Origin of the sequence: Flavobacterium zhairuonense (genome assembly GCF_004352915.1) — a bacterium.
GTDB lineage: Bacteria > Bacteroidota > Bacteroidia > Flavobacteriales > Flavobacteriaceae > Flavobacterium > Flavobacterium zhairuonense.
The window spans coordinates 160,551-182,629 of record NZ_SJSY01000069.1 but is presented as its reverse complement, the minus strand read 5'-3'; the positions used below and the strand labels follow the sequence as shown (position 1 = coordinate 182,629).

The 22,079-nt window shown below is 28.7% G+C and carries 17 protein-coding genes and 1 tRNA gene; 7 read left to right on the top strand and 11 right to left on the bottom strand.

Annotated features, from left to right (window positions below):
* Positions 1-18: 18 nt before the first annotated feature.
* The 7 genes from EYY60_RS07540 to EYY60_RS07515 all read right to left on the bottom strand — a co-directional run bounded on the left by EYY60_RS07540 (position 19) and on the right by EYY60_RS07515 (position 13,095).
* The gene (locus EYY60_RS07540; protein WP_132988771.1) at positions 19-933 is read right to left on the bottom strand and encodes a response regulator; all 915 of its coding nucleotides are present in this window, start codon (positions 931-933) and stop codon (positions 19-21) included.
* Complete coding sequence (locus tag EYY60_RS07535) at positions 917-3,457, bottom strand: sensor histidine kinase (protein ID WP_132988770.1); 2,541 nt, start codon at positions 3,455-3,457, stop codon at positions 917-919. Before EYY60_RS07535 ends, EYY60_RS07540 begins: the two co-directional genes overlap by 17 nt.
* 3 nt (positions 3,458-3,460) lie before the next feature.
* The gene (locus EYY60_RS07530; RefSeq protein ID WP_132988769.1) at positions 3,461-4,678 is read right to left on the bottom strand and encodes a DNA cytosine methyltransferase; all 1,218 of its coding nucleotides are present in this window, start codon (positions 4,676-4,678) and stop codon (positions 3,461-3,463) included.
* 173 nt (positions 4,679-4,851) lie between these two features.
* Entirely contained in the window at positions 4,852-9,666 is a 4,815-nt protein-coding gene (locus tag EYY60_RS07525; protein ID WP_132988768.1) for a DUF3883 domain-containing protein, read from the bottom strand.
* 58 nt (positions 9,667-9,724) lie between these two features.
* The gene (locus EYY60_RS22260; RefSeq protein ID WP_162847860.1) at positions 9,725-9,883 is read right to left on the bottom strand and encodes a hypothetical protein; all 159 of its coding nucleotides are present in this window, start codon (positions 9,881-9,883) and stop codon (positions 9,725-9,727) included.
* 461 nt (positions 9,884-10,344) lie between these two features.
* Complete coding sequence (locus EYY60_RS07520; protein ID WP_132988767.1) at positions 10,345-11,739, bottom strand: hypothetical protein; 1,395 nt, start codon at positions 11,737-11,739, stop codon at positions 10,345-10,347.
* Positions 11,740-12,096: 357 nt separating this feature from the next.
* Entirely contained in the window at positions 12,097-13,095 is a 999-nt protein-coding gene (locus EYY60_RS07515) for a DNA cytosine methyltransferase (RefSeq protein ID WP_132988766.1), read from the bottom strand.
* Between the two features lie 302 nt (positions 13,096-13,397).
* Between EYY60_RS07515 and EYY60_RS07510 the strand changes: the two genes are divergently transcribed.
* A complete protein-coding gene (locus EYY60_RS07510; RefSeq protein WP_132988765.1) occupies positions 13,398-14,024 on the top strand; it encodes a recombinase family protein in 627 nt (208 codons plus the stop codon).
* A gap of 89 nt (positions 14,025-14,113) precedes the next feature.
* Here EYY60_RS07510 and EYY60_RS07505 read toward each other — a convergent pair whose 3' ends face one another.
* Both EYY60_RS07505 and EYY60_RS07500 read right to left on the bottom strand, forming a co-directional pair.
* Complete coding sequence (locus EYY60_RS07505) at positions 14,114-15,217, bottom strand: hypothetical protein (protein WP_132988764.1); 1,104 nt, start codon at positions 15,215-15,217, stop codon at positions 14,114-14,116.
* Positions 15,218-15,290: 73 nt separating this feature from the next.
* Positions 15,291-16,265: a hypothetical protein gene (locus EYY60_RS07500; protein WP_132988763.1), complete on the bottom strand. Its 975-nt coding sequence runs from the start codon at positions 16,263-16,265 to the stop codon at positions 15,291-15,293.
* Positions 16,266-16,383: 118 nt separating this feature from the next.
* On the opposite strand from EYY60_RS07500, the gene EYY60_RS07495 reads away from it, so the two are divergent.
* Positions 16,384-16,656 (top strand): helix-turn-helix transcriptional regulator, encoded by a 273-nt coding sequence (locus EYY60_RS07495; protein WP_132988762.1) that lies wholly within the window; start codon positions 16,384-16,386, stop codon positions 16,654-16,656.
* Positions 16,657-16,679: 23 nt separating this feature from the next.
* Here the strand turns inward: EYY60_RS07495 and EYY60_RS07490 are convergent, their stop codons facing one another.
* Entirely contained in the window at positions 16,680-18,065 is a 1,386-nt protein-coding gene (locus tag EYY60_RS07490) for a hypothetical protein (protein ID WP_132988761.1), read from the bottom strand.
* 382 nt (positions 18,066-18,447) lie between these two features.
* Here EYY60_RS07490 and EYY60_RS07485 point away from each other — a divergent pair, with 382 nt between their 5' ends.
* The 5 genes from EYY60_RS07485 to EYY60_RS07465 all read left to right on the top strand — a co-directional run bounded on the left by EYY60_RS07485 (position 18,448) and on the right by EYY60_RS07465 (position 21,764).
* A complete protein-coding gene (locus EYY60_RS07485) occupies positions 18,448-18,765 on the top strand; it encodes a hypothetical protein (RefSeq protein WP_132988760.1) in 318 nt (105 codons plus the stop codon).
* 150 nt (positions 18,766-18,915) lie between these two features.
* Positions 18,916-19,395, top strand: coding sequence for a hypothetical protein (locus EYY60_RS07480; RefSeq protein WP_132988759.1), 480 nt, complete (start codon positions 18,916-18,918; stop codon positions 19,393-19,395).
* A gap of 220 nt (positions 19,396-19,615) precedes the next feature.
* Positions 19,616-19,924, top strand: coding sequence for a hypothetical protein (locus tag EYY60_RS07475; protein ID WP_132988758.1), 309 nt, complete (start codon positions 19,616-19,618; stop codon positions 19,922-19,924).
* Positions 19,925-20,102: 178 nt separating this feature from the next.
* Positions 20,103-20,450 (top strand): hypothetical protein, encoded by a 348-nt coding sequence (locus tag EYY60_RS07470; protein WP_132988757.1) that lies wholly within the window; start codon positions 20,103-20,105, stop codon positions 20,448-20,450.
* A 27-nt stretch (positions 20,451-20,477) separates the two neighbouring features.
* Complete coding sequence (locus EYY60_RS07465) at positions 20,478-21,764, top strand: tyrosine-type recombinase/integrase (protein WP_132988756.1); 1,287 nt, start codon at positions 20,478-20,480, stop codon at positions 21,762-21,764.
* Between the two features lie 120 nt (positions 21,765-21,884).
* Here EYY60_RS07465 and EYY60_RS07460 read toward each other — a convergent pair.
* Positions 21,885-21,958 (bottom strand) — tRNA-Ile (locus tag EYY60_RS07460).
* Between the last annotated feature and the right edge of the window lie 121 nt (positions 21,959-22,079).

Below are 22,079 nucleotides of genomic sequence, written 5' to 3'. Positions count from 1 at the left end.
ACTGCTCTAGTTTTCCAATTAATTCCCATGAAGTTTACTTTCCAGAGAATCAATATTTTTCTTATGTTTAGCTATATCTTTTCTAATTTTCTTGCATAATTCTTCGTTAAAAGTCATTCCATCCTCCATATATTTAAAATATTCACGACCAGTTTCATCTTTATGAAGAATAGCATGTGCAAATTTATTTCTGATAGATATTATTTCTTCCTTATAGTGAGCAGAAAAATCCTCAATATCGCCTAATGAATCAATAATCTGCTTTAATGTTTGAATTTTATAGTCTGAGCTAAATACAAAAGTATCTTTAGTTAAGTCCTTAAATTTAGACTTTTGTTTGCATACACTTACAAAATCACTTTTAGTTTTATAAAGTTCGATTAATTGGTCATATATTGATTCTGCCAGCTCTTTAAAATCGATTTTTTCATGGGATAATGATTTTAATATTAAATCTAACATTTTCGAATCAAGCTGACTTGTCTCATGCATTATCATTCCGCGCATTGCTACAATATGCTGGAATTTTTTTATAGTCAAATCTATCAGTTTTTTAACCTCCTGAATTATCGTTTCTTGATGAGAAGTAGTCCTACCATTTGTTTCTAAAAAAGATATTCTACTTATTTTGTTTGTATCTTTTAAATCAGCTTTAGCGGTATAAAATAAAATTTCTGTAAAAATAGACCTAGCTGGATTTCTAATTTCCTCAACTATTTTATCGCCGTTAATTCTATTCAAATGATAATCTGTTAAAATTAAATCATATGAATCATCTAACTTCTCCAAAAAATCATCTTCATCAGAAGTTGTTACGATTACTGGGTTGAATCCCTCTTCTACTAAATGTTGTTCGATTTCTGACACTACATCATCATCAATAAAAGCAGAAATTTCATTGTCAAGCCATAAAATTTTATAATCTATTTTCATTTAAAGAAATTTTAAAGGTTGTTCCATTACTCGTTTTTGATTCCACACTAATTTCTCCATTTATTTTGGAGACAATATCTTTAATTTGAGACAATCCTATTCCTGAACCATTGGTAGTTGTATAACCAAAATCAAAAACATTTTTAAGATTTTTCTCTTCTATTCCAATTCCATTATCTTTAATTTCTATAGCTATCCCGTTATTGATTTTATGAAAATTAAATGATAATTGACTTGCTTTTGCCTTCTCTGAATTTTGTATAAAATTGTCAATTAAAGCAGAGATTTCCAAAGGTCTAAACTCAATCACATGATTTAAATTCTGCTCTATATTTAGACTTATATTTTTTATATCTGAATCTACTATTTTCGAATCTTCTGAGGTGTATATTTCTTCAACATAATCTTTAATAAATCCAACAAGGTCAGTTTTGATTTCACTTGCTTGCAAATTAAAATTAGCTTTTGTGATGAATTTAGCAATCGCATTAATCTTCGATGATTCAAGTGAAATTATACCAATATGCTTTTTTGTTTTTTCATCTAATTCTGACCTCTTAATATGTTGTAATAACAACTTAATATTTCTCGAAATTCGGCTAGAAGAATGATAAATTTGGTGTTGCAATCCAATAATTCGCTCTTTGTCAGTTCCAATTAGTGCTCCTTGAAAAGCCCCTTTTCTTTTTTCTGCTTCTAAAGCTTCTTCTGCTAATTTTCTCTCTTCTTCAGCTTCTGCAAGTTTTCTTTCGGCTTCCTTTTTCTCGTCCTCAGCTTTTTGTCTTGCAATTTCTTCCTCTTTTAATTTGAGCTCTAATTGTACTTTTTCTGCTAATAGATTATTATGTTTTTTTTCTAGATTGTTATCAACTTCATTAATCAAAGATGAATCATTAGTATAAGGCGAAACAATGTTAAATAACGCTTTTAATTCTTCTCTTGATAGATTTATTTTATCTAAAATAATTGATATCTCTTTTGGTGTAAGATTTTTAGACTTTAGATTTTCAGCCATTTCCTCTACTTCAATCCTTACTCTTTCAGTCTGTTCTTGAATTAAATCAGAAACGAAATTTTCATTTATTCTTAAGCGTATTAAGTCATCATTTTTACAATCTATAATATTTTTGATTATCTTTAAAATCCTTTTATTTCTGCTCAAAGAATCTTCTGCGAATGCTTCTCTTGACTCATCCCACTCAGGATTATTTATTTCTTCCTCTATCTGTTTGGAATTAACTACTGTATCCCAACGTATACCTTCTACAACAAATCTTTCTAATCTCTTAAATGTCTTGTAATAATAGCCAAATGGGCTATCACTTTTAGTTAATTGAACAAAATAATCATTATTTACTACGCCAGTACGACTTGAAATAACCTTAAATTTTTCATCTTCATCTTGAATTTCAATTCTTCCAACAATTTCACGTGTCCCCAAAAATCTATTATATCCTTGGCTTTTCCTTTGTTCCATCCCTAACCAATCATCACCATAATCTCCATACGGAGGTACCCTAAAACCATTAATAAATAAAAATATGGAACCAAAATCAACGGAACGAATACCCGTTTGTTTTGTAAAATAGGCTTTCGAATATGGATTTAAATAATACACATATATTTTTATGCTTTTAAGCAAAGGATATTTGTTTTTTTCAACAAGCGTAAATATTGTATTTCCTCTATCAATTAAAAGCGTTACAATATATTTCCCATTACGAGTGATTTTGGATTGAATACTAGTAGCTTTAAAACTTAGCTTCTCGAAAATTCTATTGATTACCTTACCGTTTATTTTTTCAAAATCTTCAAATTCTTTTTCAAAAGCTTCAAATTCGCGAGCATGTATTTCAATATCAAATACGGACGATTTAAAAGATTGATTTGGGTTAATTAACCTTTCAAGTTCCCTTTTTAACGAAAGTATTTTATTATGACTCCAGGCCTCTCGTAAAGAATTAATTACAAGCAAAGTACCGCTTTGAAAAGATTTACAGCCTGTTAATTCTTCAAATTTTTCAATTGAAATTTCGACAGTTTCTAATGGAATATCTTGAATATTTAAATTGATATCACCATCAACTTCGAACCATTCCCAATCTATAAAAAGTTTAGTATATTCCCCTCCTTTTTGTCTCGTGTAAATTGTTAGATATCTCCCTAACCTATCACACGAAAATCTGCCAACCCCTTTGTTACCAGCCAAAATCCTACCATATTCTTCTCTTTTCTCTTTTTTTTCCGAATAAGCAATATTAAGCCACTTGTTAATTAAATCATATTCAGACATTCCTTTACCTCTGTCCGAAATAATAAGTTGAGATGTATTATTTTGAAACTGTAAAGTGTCAGTTGCTTGAGTATTATTTAATAAATTTTTAAACTCAATTTCTACTTTGTTTGAGCCTGCATCAAAAGAGTTTTTTACTAATTCTAAAACGGCAATATTATCGTCCGTAATTAAGTCTTTACCGATAATACTTTTTAGCAAAACATTCGTTCTGAAATTTACTTTCGCCATTACTTATATAAGTTCTTTAAGAATTAGTCCACTTTGCTCACTGAATAATGGGGGGATTGCATTACCAATTTGAGTGTATCTTGGAACTTCTTGCGTTCTTCTTTTTCCACCTGTCGTATACTTACCCTGAAAAATATACCAATCAGGAAATGATTGAATTCTTGCATATTCTCTAACAGTCAAAATTCGTGGTTCTTTGTAATGGATATAATCATCAGGAAGTGTTGTTATTGTAGGACTTTTATCCAATCCATTCAAAGGAATTACTGTATGTTTTTTAATATTAAAGCGCTCTCGTACTTCTTTGCTTAAATCTAAATTTCTTCTGTTTTTAGTTACAGACAGAATATCTTCAAACCGTTTTAAAATATGTGGCGAATGCTTTGGAAAACGATGGCTATTTGGTATTTTGCCCTCTACTCCTTGACGCATTAATTTTTGATAATTATTATTTTGTTTTCCATAAATTCCTGATTCGAAATTTAAAGAATCTGGAGTAGGTTTTAATCCATTCTTTTTGAACAAATCAGAAATTGCATCTTTAAGATTAGTTTCTGTTGTTAGCCCTTTTCCTTCCAAAAAATTAAATTTATTTTCTTTGAGCAAAGAGAAGAATGTCTCTACTTTTTCTTGGGATGCATTTTTTAGGTCTTTTTTAATCCCAACTAAAATAAAACGAGTTCTTTTTTGCGGAACTCCATAGTCACCAAAATTCACCAATTGTCCCTTTACAAAATAGCCTGCTTCATCTAACTTTTTAGTAACAATAGATGAATAAGCAACTCCTTTACCTGCATTTTTTTTGAATTCCATTGTGAATCCTTTTACATTTTCGAAAAATATAATTTTAGGTTCAACAGTTTGTACAAATTTTATATAGGAATTTATTAAATCATTTCTTAAATCATATTCATTTCGCTTTCCTGCCATCGAAAAGCCTTGACATGGTGGTCCACCAGCTACCATAGTAACTTTACCTTTCAGTTTCTCTAATTGTGTTGAATATTGGTCTAATAATACATTTATATCATAAGAACCTACTTTCAACCATTTAGGCCAGTTGAAATGATTTTTATTTTGAATTAGATTAAATTCTAGTGTTTTGAAAGCATCGGGATTTTTTTCAACAGCAAAAATCCCTTTCCATCCTGATTGATGTAAACCAAGAGAAAGTCCACCGCATCCAGCAAATAAATCTATGTAGGTTAATTCTTTTGGCATAAAAAATGTTATTTGACAAAAGTATACAAAATTCCCTACATACAAAAAAATAATTAATCTAGAAAATAATTTTAATTTATTTCTAAAAACTCTCAATTAATTTTGCAAATTCTATTTCATTTTCCAATAATTTTTACTTTAGCAAACTATTTTTTTGATATATTAGTTTCAAATCAAGACTCATTTACTTTTTGAAATTTTAAAATGTAATTATCATTTATTACTGAAAACAATTCATTATCGTTAAAACTTTTTTGTCTTGAATAATCAAATGGTCCTCTAATAACTTCAATTGAAACATTAGATGAATCGGTAATATTCCTAACCAAGAAAATTTCATAATGCTTTTTTAATTTTTCTCCTTGAAGCACTTCAGTAGAGGAAATGTGAAAAGCATTTTCCCAACCCACAACTTTAACTTCTATATATCGTGAATGCTTGCCATCATTTGGAATATATTCTAAATCATACCCCAGACCATCTCTACCATCAGAATTTACTCCCGCTAATTTTGCATATTCAGAAACCCACTTTACGCTGTCCTTGTTTTTAATAGAATTTAAAAGATGCTTGTAAACCAACCATTCACCAAAAAAACCTAATTCTTCTATCTGTTGTCTAGTCTTTTTTGAGGAGTTTTTTGAAGTTCTTTGTGTATTATTATTTGAAGAGGAATTTTTATCTTCAACTCTCTCGATTTTTATTTTAGAAAGATTAATTTGAAATTCATTTCTATTCTCTAATTGGTTAAACAAATCTTCAAAATCATCATACAACAAATCAGAATTCCCTACCTTAATCCTTCTTTTCGCCATGTTGGCATTATTTACGTGTCCTCGATTTGTTTTGGGAATCCAATCATTTAATTTCTTTAGTAATGTTTGAATCTCAGTTTCAAAATACAAAAGGCTTTCTATGTCTAAATTTTCATTTATAAATAAATTTGCTAGTTCTTTTGAAATTTTTTGTTCTTCAGATTTTATCTCATATAATTTCTTATTTTTAGAATAGATTTCTTCAAAATTATAATTATAATTTTCTATCGTATCCATACTAAATTCTTCTCTTAATTGAAAGAGCAAATCTTTCTCAACATCGTAATCTATATCATTCTGAAAGTTTCCTTTTAAAAAATCATATTGCTTTAAACACTTTAAAAATTCACTTTTTTTGCGTTCAGAATTCAAACATTGCCTATATAAGGCCTGTTTAAAATCTCTTTTCTTAATATCTTTTATTCTCTTTAAATCGAGTTCGTATAATCCAGTGAGCTGAATTGAAGGATAGATATATTTGTTAAAATCGATTAAAGATAATTCCGCTTCTTTCAGTATTTCTACAATAATTCTTAATGAGCTTTCCTCATTATAATCTTCATAGTTAATTTGCTCAAACGAACTTGAAATAATTTTACTTAGATTAGGAAATATTTTTTTTAATTCACTTTGTAATTCCACATCTGTAAAGTTTTCCTTTTGGATTTTCTTTGTTGGAAAACATTTTAAGAATGCAGTCCAAAATTGAAACTTAGGATGATTTACAATTCCTAATTTGTTTTTAGCTGTAAGAAGCTTTTCTAGATTAACATCATCCAATTCAGAACGAATAATATCATCTCTTCCTGTGGCAGATTTTGAAAATAACTCTCTGATTTGTTGCCTTTGTGCATCTACATCGATTAATGCAGAAAATGCTTCTGCTATCGTTGAACAGAAACTGACATCCTCTTTTAATTTTCTTTCATCATCAATATATGTCGGTGTTTTGATATAGATTGTTTTATTTTTTGGCAGATATAGATATTCGTAAAAAGATAAACTAAATATTGATTTTTCTTTTTCCTTCTCAAGCAACACACTTAAATCTTTTACTAATTGGAATCGGACATCTTTAATAAGGCTTTTTTCTCTACCACTCGTGTCTAAATCTTGTCTAAAAACATAAACATAAGGTTTGAACATTTCTATTTCTTGCTCAAATTTTCCATTCATTTCATGAAGAGCAGGGCTAGAAGCTAAAGTCAATTTTAATCCTTTTAAAGGCTTCACACCAAAAATTTTCTCAATCTTTTCCTGGCTTCTTCTTCTTTCAATTTCAATTGTATGAAATTGATTTATAATGCTTTCCCCATATCTTTTATTATCAACATAGAAAACAGAATCATTATTCTCATAGCTATACAATCCATGTTTCTTGCAAAACACTTTTCCCTCTTTATAAAAATCCGTATACTCTTTTTCACTAATATCCAGATTTTTATCCTCAAAATTTACTGCTAATTCTCTATATAGTGTTTTTGCTTTTTTTCCATCTTTATCAATTTCTGGAAGCTTACTCAAAATAGAGTATAATGTCCTCGTTTCAAATGATGAAATAGTTTTATTTACACCAACAAGATGTAATAAATAGTCTACTTTATCTGGATTTATTTTGTTTGATTTTAAAATAAATGCATCATAATTAACATTCGGCTTTTCTATTAAAGGACTAAAATCTTCTGTTATTGTTGCGGATGTAGTACATAAATTCGGTTCTTTCAAAGTCCCACTTTTTGTGTTAAGCCATTTAAAATTTAATAATTTCCATTTTATATAATTGGGAATCTGTTTCCCTCTAATTTCTCTATCATATGAGTTATTACCAAAATTTGCTCCTACCACACTACCCGTTGGCTCAGAATCTAATTCGAGTAATTTATAAATTTCATTATCAGCGCAAAGCCAAGCAATAATTGTTTCGCAATTATTTTTACTTAAAATATTTTCAAAGTCATCAATCGATTGAACAATTACATCGCCATACCAGCTCAATGAATTATTAAAATGAATAAAATTATTAAACTGTTTATCCCATCCAATTTTATTTTTATAATCAAATTTTTTAAACGTGTACTCTGCAAAATTTTCACTTGCCCTTATTTTAATCTTTCTCGGTAATTCGACTACTCCCAACCATTTAAAATAATTTTTCAACTCACTTTTGCTTTCACTGTTTAATCCAAACTCTATTGGAGGCGCTAATAACTTTGACTTATCATATTTGTATAGCTCTTCTGTAAGTGGATTATCATAGTATTTCCCAAAATAAATTTTTTTTGCACTTCCAACATTTCTTTTAATTGAAATTATAGGAGTATCTATATTTGAAGGCAATAAAAGTTGCTGATTGTTTTCTAACTCATTTTTAAAGAGTCGAAATAAAAATGTATGTAATTCAATTACGTCATCTACCTCAATTTTATCTGCGGAATTATAATGCTCAATCAAAGTTTCTGCTATTTCAGAGAAAGAGTAATTTTTAATCCCAAATGGTTCTAACTTAATTAGTAATTTTTCTACATTTTCAATGTTGAAGTCAATTAATAAGGCATTTACTAAATCTTGATTAAGAAAACGAACTATTGATTGCAAAGATTTCGGAAGTTTAAATTCCTTGTCATTTTTAGGTTGAATGAAAATCTTTGAACTCCAATTAATAACGTTTTCTTCTGAATCTAATAAGAATTCATGAAGTTTTGATAAATTGAATTCATTTGAATACAAATCTTTTTTATAAGAATCATATTCTAACAAGTGAAAAATTAGTTTAGATAATTCAGTAATTTCAATATTTCGGGCTCGCTTAGATATTATTTTGGTGAAATTCTTTATTCTATAGTAAAACAATGGAAGTGTTTCTAGAAATTCCACAAGTGGCTCATTATCACAAATCGGCATCAAATTTGACACATCTTCACCTGTTAAAGCTAGTGAAAAATTATAATACACTGGATTATCTTTATAATTTATATAGTAATCATTTACACTTGGAAATAAAGGCTTTGATTTAATCTTATTAACAAGTATTTCTTTAAAATTAAATTTTTGTAAAACAGTGTCAACCTTATCAAATTCTATGTTTAAAATACTCAATGGTAAATAATTAGCATTTTTACACATAGAAATTTCTAGAGCTGTATCAATTAATAATTCCGAAAGTTCACCAGTAAGAAACTCATTATGTCCTCGAGTATCATTTACTAATTGATTTCTATCTTGCGTGAGTTCAAAGGTTCCATGAAGTAATGCAGGAAAAGGGAATCGAACTTCTGTTCTGAAATAACTAAACAATACATTTTCTGTTTCATCTAAATCTTCATTCCAAGCAATTGCTAGTTCAAAGTTCTTATCTTTATGAACACCATTTCTTCTCTTAATTGTCCATGTTTTTATTTCATTATTTCCGTCTAAAAAATCCACACACTCTACTGTTACTTGAGTTTTATTAATATCTGAATATTTTTTTGTGTATATAATTTTTCTTTCAGGACTATCTATTTCAATTACTTCAATATTGTTAAGAAATATTAATGTTTCTTTATTTATTATGGAATAAATTTGCTCCTTAACATCTTCAACAATCCTCTTCTTTAGTTTTATTGATATTATAGTATCGAATTCTTTTTTTGAGCTAACTCCATTATTTAATAATTTTGGCACTCTTAAAATTGCTATCGGAGATTTTACTTTACTATTCTTTTTAATAAACGATGAAACTTTGGGAGATTCTGCTATTAGTTCGTCTAGAAATATTTTTGCAATTTTTTCAGAAAAAGCCAGTTTTGTTTCTCCACTTTCTATAATAACTTTATCTGACCAACTTAGAATAGAGCGAAAGCCCAGTCCCTTTTGCCCGATTTTATTTTGTTGCCGAGTTTTAGAACTCAAATTACTATAAATTATAGAACGAAATCCATCTTCGGTAAATGGTTCTCCATTATTTGCAATCGTTAGATACTCATTGTCAAGCCTAATTAAAACTTTTTTCTCAGATGCGAATTCAGAAGCATCATCAGCATTTTGAATCATTTCAAGAAGCTGTCTACCATTATAAGACTCTATATTTTGATTCTCAATATTGTAATGTTCAAGTATATAAGCTGGAGATGAAGTATAATCAATCTTTCTCTGTTCTAATTCTTGTTCAATAAAATCATTTATGGAATTCATGTTTTAAAACCTATTAATAGTTGTTTTTCAAAATTAACAATATTAAAATTACAGATGTTTAAAAACCTAAATTATTGATTTTATAATTTATTTTATTTTGGCTCTCCAATAATATTTTATTCAATACTGCTCCAGTAGTTGAAATTATCTTCCCTTTTGGCACACCTACTTTATCAAGTAGCATCCTCATTTGTTTAGCAGTTAGTTTTAGTTTCATAATCTTTCTTTTAAGATAAATATCTTGTAATGAATAGAAACACCAATGAAAATAAATTTATTCGCAAAAATAAAGCTATGCACTCACACTATATAAGATATTAATAACTAGGGGAGCAAATATGAATTAATTCAGTAGAGCAAATACAGGAGCGTCTAAGTCCAATAGGTACGGATAAACAAATTATTAAGGTTAAAAATAGAACCAAATTTTCCTGTAAAATATTTTTTTTGATTCTGACCCGACGAAAAAATAATTGATTTTTTTTCGATAGTTTTTTTGAATAACAATTTTTCCTAGATATTTTTTTCGAGCATTCAATAGGTGCATATATCGATATTCGAAAAAATGCTATTAGTTGGCGGGTAACGGTTAATTTGATATTAAAAAACATTCAATTAATAGCGAGGGAGGGGACTCCCCCTTCCTAATACTATGCTTTGGTTCAAAACTTGGATTGACTATTCTGTGTCCCAAGCATTTATTTCAGCTAGAAATTCATCATCCCAAACTGAGATTTCACCCTCTTCCTCTTCTATTAAATCAATAAAATCTTCATGTAATGATGGTAGAGCCTCATATAATTCCGCGAATTTACTGTTGAATATTTCTTTAATCCTATCCGATTCCGACTGCTTACAAACAAAACTATCGTGTATAGTATATGGTCTAATGCCTTCTTGTTCTAGCATTGGCATTATTAAGTCCAAAATTGTAAAAGATTCAATTGTCTGTAATTGTATTGCAAGAGTATTGTGATTTTTACTATTTGTATTGTTAATGTATCCCATAATCGTTGGAAAAACACTTCCGAAGAATTCTTTATATTTCAAAAAAGAATTTGGTTTTGAGTAAAATATTTTGAATAGCATTTTCTTTATCTGTTCCCTACAGAATGATTTGCTATTCATCTGATTGAATTCATTTTTTAAATATTCATATAATTCACCATCAACTACCAATTCTTTATATTTTTCCAGCTCACTCTTTTCTATTTCAGGCTTGTTTTTAATTAGAGTATAAAAAAAATAAGGTTGTGAATTCTTAATGTCAATATTCATAAGAGGTTCATCAGATACTATAAATTTTCTCAGGAAACTAGGCAGTGAAGTTAAATTACTGTCCAATCTTCCATTAGTTTTATTGCGTTTAAAGAATAAGAATCCATCGTTTATTGCATTTATTCTAGTTGAATAAACCATGTATCGATGAAGTATATTCAATAATTCTTTTCCTTCTTTTCTTATAAGTATTTGACTTCTATTGATAGATGAATTTGGTGTACAGTCAATAATATCTATAAAATCTTTTCTTTGAAATCTTAGATTGAGGATGTTACATAAATCTGCAATCTCAGCTATAGCTTTTTCAAGTATTGCACTGTTTGCTCCTTGTATGTCTATTTTAAAATTCTTGAAGTATTGTGTTTTAGCAAATTCAAGGTTTTTAACTTTCATTCTTTTATTTTTATCAATCTGCTTTGAAATTCGCTTATTGATATTTTCGTTTTGAATTTTTATTCCAATCGATTTTCCTAAGTATTCAGAAGAAATCTTATATCCTTTACTTTTAAATCCAATGGTGTAAAAATTATTTCTCCTGATGAATCCTTCTTCTATTAGAAAATCTAAATCAGAATTAAGATTATTACTTGAAGGCAAAAGCTCTTTAAATTGAGCTAGCGAAATTTCAGTATAGCCATATTTTTTTTGTAAATCACTTTTGAAGTAGATTTCTTTTCTGTTTATAAGGTCAATAATTGTGTAAAGGTTATCTTTTCTTGTATGGCACAATTTATCTAATTCCTCTTTTATAGGAATTGGGATGTAACGATTGAATTGTTTCTTTTTGTTCATTTCTCATATTATCTCTATTTTTCGTTATTTCTCTTTTTGTTTCTGGATAGAGACCAACTGGGAGCTTATCCCCAGTTGGAACCAGATAATCAAAACTTTTTTTTGATTATGAACAACTATACTTCTTTATTTTAGAATAGTCAAGTGCTTATCTTGTGTAATTGCTTAAAAAATCATGTTGCAGAAGTTGATATTCCTTGAATCTCAAGTATAGTAAGCCTTTCCAGTGATTTTATTTAAAAAAAGGATACTATAAGGAATCTACAGAACTCCCTTATAGTATCCTTTTTTTAATTTGAAAACCTGTTAATATCAATGAGAATAAGGCTTTCAAGAGATTTCAACTTCTGCAACATTTTAATTTTCTTTCAGATTCTCTAATAATCCTGCTATAACATTAATAGTCATTGCCAGTCCAATTGCCTTTAGTTTGTTGGTTTTTGAAACATTTGGCACATCCGACAAATAACCATCTGGAATGGTCATAAGTCTTTCAGATTCTAATACGCTAGGCAAACGATAACATCCGTTTGGAAAATCATACTCTCCAAAACCTGAACGAGATTTTCCAATGTATCCCGATTTGTGAAGTATAAATGGATATTCAACTAATTTTTTTTCGGTTGGTTGTTCGGCAAATACTTTGTCCTTATATATAAGGTTTCCAATATTCATTTTATAGTATCTAAAAATCCCATTCGTTAGGGTACAATTGCTACCTAATAGTACGTTAGCCTTTTCTTTATCTACATAACCATTGACTACAATGTCTTGATATTTGATTTTTTTAGGTTTGGGAACTTCAACATTAGGAATATTGGTCCAGTAAAGCCTTCTTCTATTTGCTGGAGAAACATCAGCCGAATTTATCTTCACTAATTTTACATCCGTAAATATTTCTGAAAGCTCATTAGTAATTATGTCTCGGTCCTTTGCGGTCATACTAGCAACATTCTCCATTAGAAAATATATTTTTTTGTGAATTGGTGCAAAAGCATAAATATCATGTAGAATTCTTTTGGCTTCATAAAACAATTTTGATTCTGTTCCTTCAAGCCCTCTTCGGTCTATAGGATTAATACTACTAAGGTTAGTGCAAGGACTTCCGAAAACAACCAAGTCAATTTCGTTTCTTAAGTCAATACCATCAATCTTGCAGACATCGCCCAATTGGATAAAGTTTGTATCGCCAGAGTAATGATGATTTTGGATTGCTAAAGCATGGGGACAGATTTCGCTACTATAATATTTATTGATTTTAATTCCTGCTTTTTCAAGTGCAAGTTTCGCACAACTTATACCATCAAATAATGACAGTACATTTATTCCTTCTTGTTTGATTGGGGTTTGTTTCATATTTATCTCTTTTTAGATAAATATTTCCCCATGTCAAAAAAGACAGAAAATAATGGCTTCCTATTTTACATTTTTAAAAGACCTCAACATCTACGGGAGTTGACAGCCGAAAAAAAATAAAAATATTTCATCCTCCCTGGCACAGGAAGAAAATTCCTTGTACACTCGTAGCAAGTTTTAGTTTTAGACTATAATATTAAAATGAAGCGACCTAAAAACCGTAAAACCTTATAAACACCAACAAATGTTTCAAAATAATTTCGAGTCTTATTTTAAAACAAAAACACATAAAAACTAAATCTATGTACTACTTCTATTCAAGAATATCAACCGCACAACAAAATTCAAGTCGACAATTAGAAAACTTCAAATCTCATATTGGTTATGATGCTAAAAAAGTATTCATTGAAAAAATCCAAGGTAATATTCCTTTCTTTGAAAGACCAGAAGCAAATAAAATGTTTGATGAAATAACAGACAGCAAAGAAAGATGTACAGTTGTGGTAGATTCTGTGGACCGCTTAGGTAGAAACCTAATGGATATTCTACATACAATCGAAACATTTACAAAAAATGAAATAAACCTAAAATCTCTTAAAGAAGGTTTCACAACTTTATTAGACAATGGTCAGGAAAATCCAATGGCAAAACTTGTAATTAGCGTAATGGCTAGTATTGGAGAAATGGAGCGTAATAGAATTAAGAGTAGAACAGCGGAAGGAATAGCAATTGCCAAAGCTATGGGCAAATTTACAGGACGAAAATTTGGAACCACCCAATCAGATGAAAAATTATTACAACGCCATCAGTCTGTATCAAAGAAATTACAAAAAGGCTTATCTGTACGTGAAATTACAGAGATTACGGGTGCTTCTAGCGCAACAATAATAAAAGTCAAAAAAGTTATGAGAAACAGAAATATGATTTGAATTGATTTCTCTTAAATTAAAAAACGGCTTCGGTTACATTACCGAAGCCGTTTTAGGTACTAATATCTTTCTTTATTAATTTTGATTTCCTAATAAAAATTAATACCCAAAAGTGAAAATCCTGCCGTAAATTGTCTCCTTATAGAAATTGAATAATCATCAATTCTAAAATTCTTGTAATGAAGACTAAAATTATTTTTTAACTTATTAATTTCAATAGTCTTAAATAATTTTCCATCCTTGTAAATGTGATTACGAACAATATTTGAACTTTCTATAAATTCAGTTTTGCAAAAATCATTATTTGCCACACTCGCTCCTGTAAAACGAATTACTTCTACTGGTTTTCCTAATTTATACAAAGCTTTCATAATTAATATTTTTTTCTTTATACCACCTTTAATATAGTAATCATAGAAGTAAGATTGCCCATCAGGATAACCATCTACAAAATTTAATTGATTAAGTAAATCTCCCTTAGTTAAAATATTCATGTCTTTGTTGGGATTATGATAAACATTCCTACTACCCGATGGTTTACCATTGACAAAATTTTCTTCAATAATTATATCATTAAATGAGCATATCCACTTGCCATCGGGAATACCATTATTATAAAACTCTTTTCTGAAAATTATTTCTTTTACGACCGCACCTTCACCGTCACCATCTTTAGTTTTCACCGAATAAATCCATTCCCCATTTGGTTTTCCTTCATTAAAATTCCCGCTAACAGTTATTCCATTAATTTCTGAATTAATAATCCAATTGCCATTTGGTTTATGTCCTTTAAAATCTCCCTTATACTTAAGATAATCATGTTCGTAACTGTCAACTCCATCATCAGCAGGAGAAGGAATAGTTCCTTTTTGGTAACCCTCATACCACTCTTCCCAGTTTAAAGGCTTCAACTTAGTATCTGTTTTAATTTTATTTCCAAAATAATAACCCCAATAGCCTTTATTAATATTTACCCATTTACCATTGCATTGATTATCAATTTCGTAAAAAGTAATATAAGAACCAATTTTACTCGTGTCAATAATTATTTGTCTTCTCAATATAATACTGTCAACTCTGGCTTGGTGATATAATTCCAAAGGTTTAGTATCCCAAATTGTATCTGGAGAATTATCTTGGGAATAAGATTTAAAAATTCCAAGCAGAGCTATTATGCATATATATTGCTTCATAATTTAATTTTTGATTTTGATAATTGTAAACTTTTTGAATAGTACTAATTTGTTTTTAGTTATTTTTTTAAAATCATAATGACTTATATCCTCTGTCATAAATTAAGTCAAGTGCATTAGTATATATCTCTTGGTTTTTAATCATAATACAATGGATACCAAAACAAGTTTTTTGGTTATCTTCAATGCTATAAATCTCTTCAATTTTTTCTTCATCACTCTTTCCCTTTGGGTCCTTTCTTAAAAAAAGAATCAAATGTTTAGGTTTTCCACCTTGATTAGCGACTATATTATAGTAAATAGCAAAACCTTTAGCAATATGACCGAAATAACGTTCATATTTATTGGGTTCACCTAAATATATTTTAGCTTTTTTAAGTGAACCATCTGTTAAAGTTAACTGTATTTCATTGAACTGTTTTGTAGAATTAGAGCTACTATAACCGTTTGTTTGACTTTCCAAATTATTATTTTTTTTGTTTGTTTGGAAATCAAAACCATATCGTTTTGACAAATCTAAAAGTGTTAATAATCCTTTAGATTTATTTGTCTCTTTATCAAGGATAATTTCATTTTGAATTTTTTGACCAACTCTTTTTAATTTATTTTCAACAGAATCTTTTATTATTTTTATATCACTAATCCAATAGTCTTCTTTAGTTACTTTTGAATTGTTGAAATAAATTAATGCCTTATAATCTATTGCATTAGAATAATCCATCTTCTTTTTTTGATATGCAAAAACATTATTATCATCTGTAAAGTAATAATCTTCGTCTGTAATATAATCTTCACCATCTCCTGCTAGAACATTCAATTTAATTATCTTACCATCTTTCAGCCAATATTTATAATTATTATTTGAGACACTGTCACCAAGTTTTTTAAGAATATAATGGTTGATGTTTGAGAGTTCTTCTTCTCCATTAAATTTGGTTTCATTTTTCTCAGTTGGAATAGCAATGTTATCTTTCTTAGAATTGGAGATACATGATTGCAGGAAAAATAATACTGAAATAGATACAATAATTTTAGTGGTAATTTTCATTTTTATAGTCAGCGTTTAGTTTTTCGATTTAAAGATTCAGAATGTATTTTTTACAAATATATACGATTATAGCACAAGTGCTATAATAATTTCATCTAAAATATCTTCATTTTGGATAGTGGAAAAGAATGATTCAAAATCTAGAAAATTAATCTTTGATGAAGAAGGATTACAATCGTTAGCTAAACGATTAAAAGAGGTACGTTCAGAAAAAAAAATGTCACAAGAAGACTTGGCAGATAAATCTGATATAACATTGTCACAGATTGCAAGAATTGAAACTGCAAAAATAAACCCTACAGTTAGTACTATATTTAAGATTGCTAGAGGTTTAGAGGTATCACCTAAAGAACTATTTGATTTTGAATTAGTTGCAATCAAAAAAAAATAAACCTAAGATTCTAAATTGCTTTCTCAAAAATCATAAAGAATACCCTCAAAAATATTTTTTCTAACTTTTCCTTTGAAATTGTATATTTCTTTGTCTTTTTCTCTTGAACCTGTTAGATATAAGAAATCAAATAACTCCTTTTTACTTTTAAAATTAAAATGTTCTTTTAATTTCTGAATTGTTGGTTTATGGTCTCCCTTAATCTCCATTATCCTTCTTCCATACATTATAACAGTTGAAGTAGAGGTTAAATGTTCTGCATGAGGAAACCTTAAATTTTGTAATGCTTTTTTAATCTCTCGTGACAAACTCGGCTGAGTAAGAGAATTGTATCTATTAGTAACAAATACATTACTATCAAAATTAGCATCTTCAGGATAAAACCATCCTTTCTTAGAATAAAATCGGGCTATATCCCGAGACTTATCCATAGTATATACAAAGTGCGTTAAAAGGCTACTTTCAAACCCTTTATTAATCTTAATTATTTGATTATCAAAAATAATTTTCTTCTTTATTTGGGCTGATTTTTTATCTTCCTCGTCTATTTGGATAACATCCACCCACTTTAATCCGAGCAACTTTGAAGGTCTGATACCATTATATAAACTGATTAATAATAATAAGCGAATGCTATTGACAACTGGGCTTTTATAAGCTCTAATTTCAGATAGTAAAAATTTTGAGAACGCAGTAAATTTCTGAAAAGGATATCCTGATGTGAAATTTTTATCTTCTAATTGAATAAATACCCCATTTGCATCTAGGTTTATGTTTGCTAAATCGAACTTAATATCTTCTTTAGATTTATAACCAAGAAAGAAAAACAGTTCTTTATTTGTATGAAGCTTAAAATGAAGTTTTAGAAATTTACTGATATCATTTGTATAGCCATTTACTTCGAAAACTTTTCTTCCAAAAAGCATTTGTGGAAATATTTCAAAATTAAAGGCTTTCACAAGTTTTTTATCCATTAAATTGATTTCATTACGACTATCAGTAGCCCCCACTCTTACTATCCATTCAAAAAGGTTATAATCTGGAAATTTTGATTTAGTTATTTCAGGAACTGTTTTTATGAGTTCTAATTCTAGGTTCGGATAACCTAATTGACAATAAAAGTCCGATAGCAGAAACTTTACTTTTGGATGAATGGGTATGTAATATTTGCGAACTCTTAGCTCGTCTTTTACAACAGCATTGTTTTCAGTTCCTAATGTTAATAATTCTTTCCACTTAATATTGCAAACATATTTCATTTCTAATCCCGTTGCTAGGCTGAGTATTAAAATGATTTGCTTAATCATTATCTCTTTAGAACCACGAATAACTCCTATACTCTTGTAACATTTATTGAAACAGTCATCAAAAGTTATAAACTTTTCAATTGGATGCGTGTTTTTGTACATAAAATGGTTTTTTTTAATTAATTATTATCGGCTAATTTATTGATAAATAACAGATAAAACAAGGGAAAATATATTGCGTGAAATATAACCAAAAAGAAAAAAAATTTTCTCAACTTTCATAAAACTAGTACATTTGCTATATCAAAATCGGAATAACAATTATTAATAATAAAAAAATAGAAGCTATGAAAAATTAGATGTAAAAATGATTTCAATTAATGAAACAAAAATTCAACTACTCGGAAGATAGATTGAATAACTTCACAAGACTTTCTAATTCTAGAAAGCCAAAAAAATCAAACAATTTATTAAATCAAAAAAAATCTATTTAAATGTGGACAGGAATAGGACTGTCTTAACTCAACCCTAAAAATTTAAAACTATGAAAAATTCAATGACAACAACAGTAAATGATTTCCAAGTAATTAGTGTAGTAATTCCAAGTTTAAATGGTTCTTATGCAAAGCTACTGTTCTTGACTGGTGTAGAATATGCCAAACTTAAGGAGACAAGCAAATCAAACATAGGAAAAAACGAAAAATTATTTTCATTGTATATGGAATCGAATGTTAATCACGATTTGTTGCAATCTGGAATGGGGGCTCTAACAAAAAAACAATTCGATGAATTACTTAAAGAAAACTACAACTCAAAGATGCAACAAGGGCGAGGAGGAAAATTACTTAGAGATGCAGCATAAAGTTACAATAGTTACCAAACTTTGACAAAAGATATCATTTAATTTCCTCTTTCCATTCTGGAAAGCAAACAATCCAAAATTTATTTAAACAAAAAAATCTATTGCAATATGGACTGCATGTCTATTGCCTAAAATTTAAAATCAAAAACTATGAAAAATTCAATGACAACAAAAAATTTAGATTCAATTAAAAGTAAATATGTAGTATCTACACACATCCTTCAAGTAGATAAAAAGGGGAAACGTAAAGGTAAAACTTTAGAGTACGTTTTTGACGATGGAGAATTATTACAAAAAAGAAGAAATGCAATTAAAAAAGCACAAGAAATTATGAATTCTTTTGATAATGACGAAAGCTTTTCTTCTCCTTCTGAAGCTCATGCCAAAAGTTTTAGAAATTTTAAAGCTTATTCTATTGACATCTATCTGGTAATTGGGGATGAAGGTGAGCAATATGATTATCAAATCTACGGAGATGAAGAAATTACATATGAGAGCCTTGAGATTGAAGCAATTTTTTTTAAAAAAGAGTTTGAAATTACCAAATTCATTAAAATTGAAAATTATGAAGATGAGGAGGTTGAAGTAATTGAGGAAAGTCTTGATTTTTTTTTAACCTATAACCTTTAAGAGTGTTTTAAATCTATAAAAAGCACTAAGTTCATATTATCTTCATCTAGTTACAAATACTAGTCGTTAACTAAATTAATTTCTTTTCATTTCTGAAAAGAAGTTCCAAAACAACTTTATCAACAAAAAAGAAATACCCAATAATTGGGTATAGGACTATCTATGTCTTAGTAAATATAATCATAAACAATTAAAATAATAAATTTAAAAAAAAAGCAAAATGAAAACAGTAATGGTAAAATTAAAAAGTGTGACAGTGAAAGAATTAAGAATTATTAATGAAAACTCAACTAAAGCTAAATTCAATGCAACTTATGATATTGATGGCTTGGTTAATGATGGGATACTTAGTGACATTCCTGATTTTGCCTATAATGTCCAACTCTGTATGATTCACCCAAATCAAGATGGCAGTATGGCAACGAGGGTATATGTTGGAACAAATAAAGGATTCAATCCATTGATAATGGATATGACTCAAGAAGATTATGATGGTCTATTCAAAATGAAATTTAGAGTAATCGCCTAATCAAAATATAGTCTGCTTAGACTTTCAAGCATTAGAGAATCTGGTGCACAATTCTCTATTATAAATCTATTTAGTTTCTGTTCAGAAATTAGTAAATCAAAGTGAAAAAAAAAATGAAATTTTTTGAAACTCATCTTATTGGGTTAGGATTTCTATTGTTTAAACTTAAAATAAATCAATGATGTTATATATAAAAAGAATGTATTTGAGTGAAATGACTAAACTAATAAATCGAAAAGACATTAGGACTGTAAAGAGATGGTGCAAGAAAAATCATTTAAAAGTCTATAAGGATTCATCGGGCGAGTTTGCTTTCCTAAATGATTTCGATTTAGTTTTTGATAGGCTTTTGATAGATGATTTGAAGTTGTTGTATGGTGATAATTGGGAGGAGTATTACCATGCTTACAATAAAAATCAATTACACAAAATATTAGATTCTCGTCAATTAAAGAAAGTTGAAAAAATTGGATATGTACCAAAAGGTAAATTGTCCTCAAAATTATTTGGCAGGTCCCAGAAATAAATTACACTCGCATTAAATTATAGATTTATGAAGATATTAAAATATAAAAAATTTAGTGGTCTCCATATAGTTTGCAAAAAATGCAATAAACTTATCGAGAATTCGCAGGATGCTTACAAAGACTGTAAGCATCCATTAGAAAGGCAGAAATACAAAGCCATAATAAAACATAACGGAAGCCGTAAAACTAGAGATTTAAAAGCTTTAAACTATGATGATGCAATTGAAGAATTAGTAGAATTCAAAAAAGAATTAGCCAATCCGATTAAATTCATTTCCAATATTCCGAAAAAAGAATCTAAACATGAATTATTAAATGATTGCATTCTCATGTTCAGCGATTGGTTGGAAAATATCGATGTTCCTTTTTTTGAACAAAAAATTAGAACTAAAGAATACATTCGTGATACTGTAGGTTACGTTTGTAAACTAAAAACATATTTAGAAAATAGTGGTCACAAAACTGATAAAATGACAATTTACCAAGTAGATAAAACTATTGTAAATAAGTATTTCGAAGAACTTTATCAAAAAAGTAAAAGCATTGCAACCTACAACCACAATATAAGAGCTTTGAAAGGCTTTTATAAATTTTTAATAGCAACTAAAGGTTATGACATAATCAATCCTTTACAGTACGCTAAATTAAAAAATGAAGCACCTAATCCAATTAATGTTGATGATAATGATTTCTACAAAATAATGAATTGTTTGACTGAAGAAAATTCTATTCAGATTTATAAAAATGGAGTGAGGAAGAACAGATACAGACCATACATTAAAGAAGCTTTTGAATTGATAGCATATTCGGGAATGAGAATAACCGAGGCAATCTCAATTAAATATTCTGATATTATATTGACCAAAAGTGGAGAAATCGACTATGTCATTGGAGTTGACTATAAATATGAAAAAGCTCATAATCATGACAAATCTAAACCTAAAAAAATCGTTCCTATTCCCTACTCTCCAGAATTAGAAGATTTATTAAAAAGACTCAATTACAAGAATCATCTAGGTGAAGACAGATATTTAATTGGAGCTGATGAAAATATCAGTAGAGAATCTATGGCTAAACAGCTTTCTCATTCGTTTGGATTTTATAGAAATAAAGCTGGCATCACAAGCCCTATTGGGCTAAAGCATTTAAGAAAATCATTTTTAACAAAAATAGAGACTCAAACTGGATTGGTCGAATCTCTAGGTTATCAAAAAACAAAAAGTGTAATTCAGAATAACTATTTGGTAAAACCCGAAGTTGCTAGAGCTGTTAAAGGAAAAGGATTTAGATTATTTAATCCAGATGTGATTTAAATCAACCTCAACAAAATATAACTAGAATAAAATTCAGAGTGATGATGAAAGTACACTTAAAAAGTACACTTAGACCAAATAAAAAAGCCTTACATTTCTGTAAGGCTTTGATTTTTAACGTGGTCCCACCTGGGCTCGAACCAGGGACCACCTGATTATGAGTCAGGTGCTCTAACCAGCTGAGCTATAGGACCGGTTTAGAGGATGCAATATTACTACTATTTTTCATTCACTCCAAATATTTTAAGACATCATTTGTATTTAATTTTTAAAACTTTCCTCAATCTTCAAAAACGAAATTGATTTTCAATGCCT

Excerpts from the sequence above, each read along its gene's own strand:
- EYY60_RS07470 (WP_132988757.1), top strand. The coding sequence starts at position 20,103 with ATGATGTTATATATAAAAAGAATGTATTTGAGTGAAATGACTAAACTA.
- EYY60_RS07465 (WP_132988756.1), top strand. The coding sequence starts at position 20,478 with ATGAAGATATTAAAATATAAAAAATTTAGTGGTCTCCATATAGTTTGC.
- EYY60_RS07540 (WP_132988771.1), bottom strand. The coding sequence starts at position 933 with ATGAAAATAGATTATAAAATTTTATGGCTTGACAATGAAATTTCTGCT.
- EYY60_RS07520 (WP_132988767.1), bottom strand. The coding sequence starts at position 11,739 with ATGAACAAAAAGAAACAATTCAATCGTTACATCCCAATTCCTATAAAA.
- EYY60_RS07480 (WP_132988759.1), top strand. The coding sequence starts at position 18,916 with ATGAAAAATTCAATGACAACAAAAAATTTAGATTCAATTAAAAGTAAA.
- EYY60_RS07515 (WP_132988766.1), bottom strand. The coding sequence starts at position 13,095 with ATGAAACAAACCCCAATCAAACAAGAAGGAATAAATGTACTGTCATTA.
- EYY60_RS07510 (WP_132988765.1), top strand. The coding sequence starts at position 13,398 with ATGTACTACTTCTATTCAAGAATATCAACCGCACAACAAAATTCAAGT.
- EYY60_RS07485 (WP_132988760.1), top strand. The coding sequence starts at position 18,448 with ATGAAAAATTCAATGACAACAACAGTAAATGATTTCCAAGTAATTAGT.
- EYY60_RS07490 (WP_132988761.1), bottom strand. The coding sequence starts at position 18,065 with ATGTACAAAAACACGCATCCAATTGAAAAGTTTATAACTTTTGATGAC.
- EYY60_RS07500 (WP_132988763.1), bottom strand. The coding sequence starts at position 16,265 with ATGAAAATTACCACTAAAATTATTGTATCTATTTCAGTATTATTTTTC.
- EYY60_RS07525 (WP_132988768.1), bottom strand. The coding sequence starts at position 9,666 with ATGAATTCCATAAATGATTTTATTGAACAAGAATTAGAACAGAGAAAG.
- EYY60_RS07475 (WP_132988758.1), top strand. The coding sequence starts at position 19,616 with ATGAAAACAGTAATGGTAAAATTAAAAAGTGTGACAGTGAAAGAATTA.
- EYY60_RS07535 (WP_132988770.1), bottom strand. The coding sequence starts at position 3,457 with ATGGCGAAAGTAAATTTCAGAACGAATGTTTTGCTAAAAAGTATTATC.
- EYY60_RS07505 (WP_132988764.1), bottom strand. The coding sequence starts at position 15,217 with ATGAAGCAATATATATGCATAATAGCTCTGCTTGGAATTTTTAAATCT.
- EYY60_RS22260 (WP_162847860.1), bottom strand. The coding sequence starts at position 9,883 with ATGAAACTAAAACTAACTGCTAAACAAATGAGGATGCTACTTGATAAA.
- EYY60_RS07530 (WP_132988769.1), bottom strand. The coding sequence starts at position 4,678 with ATGCCAAAAGAATTAACCTACATAGATTTATTTGCTGGATGCGGTGGA.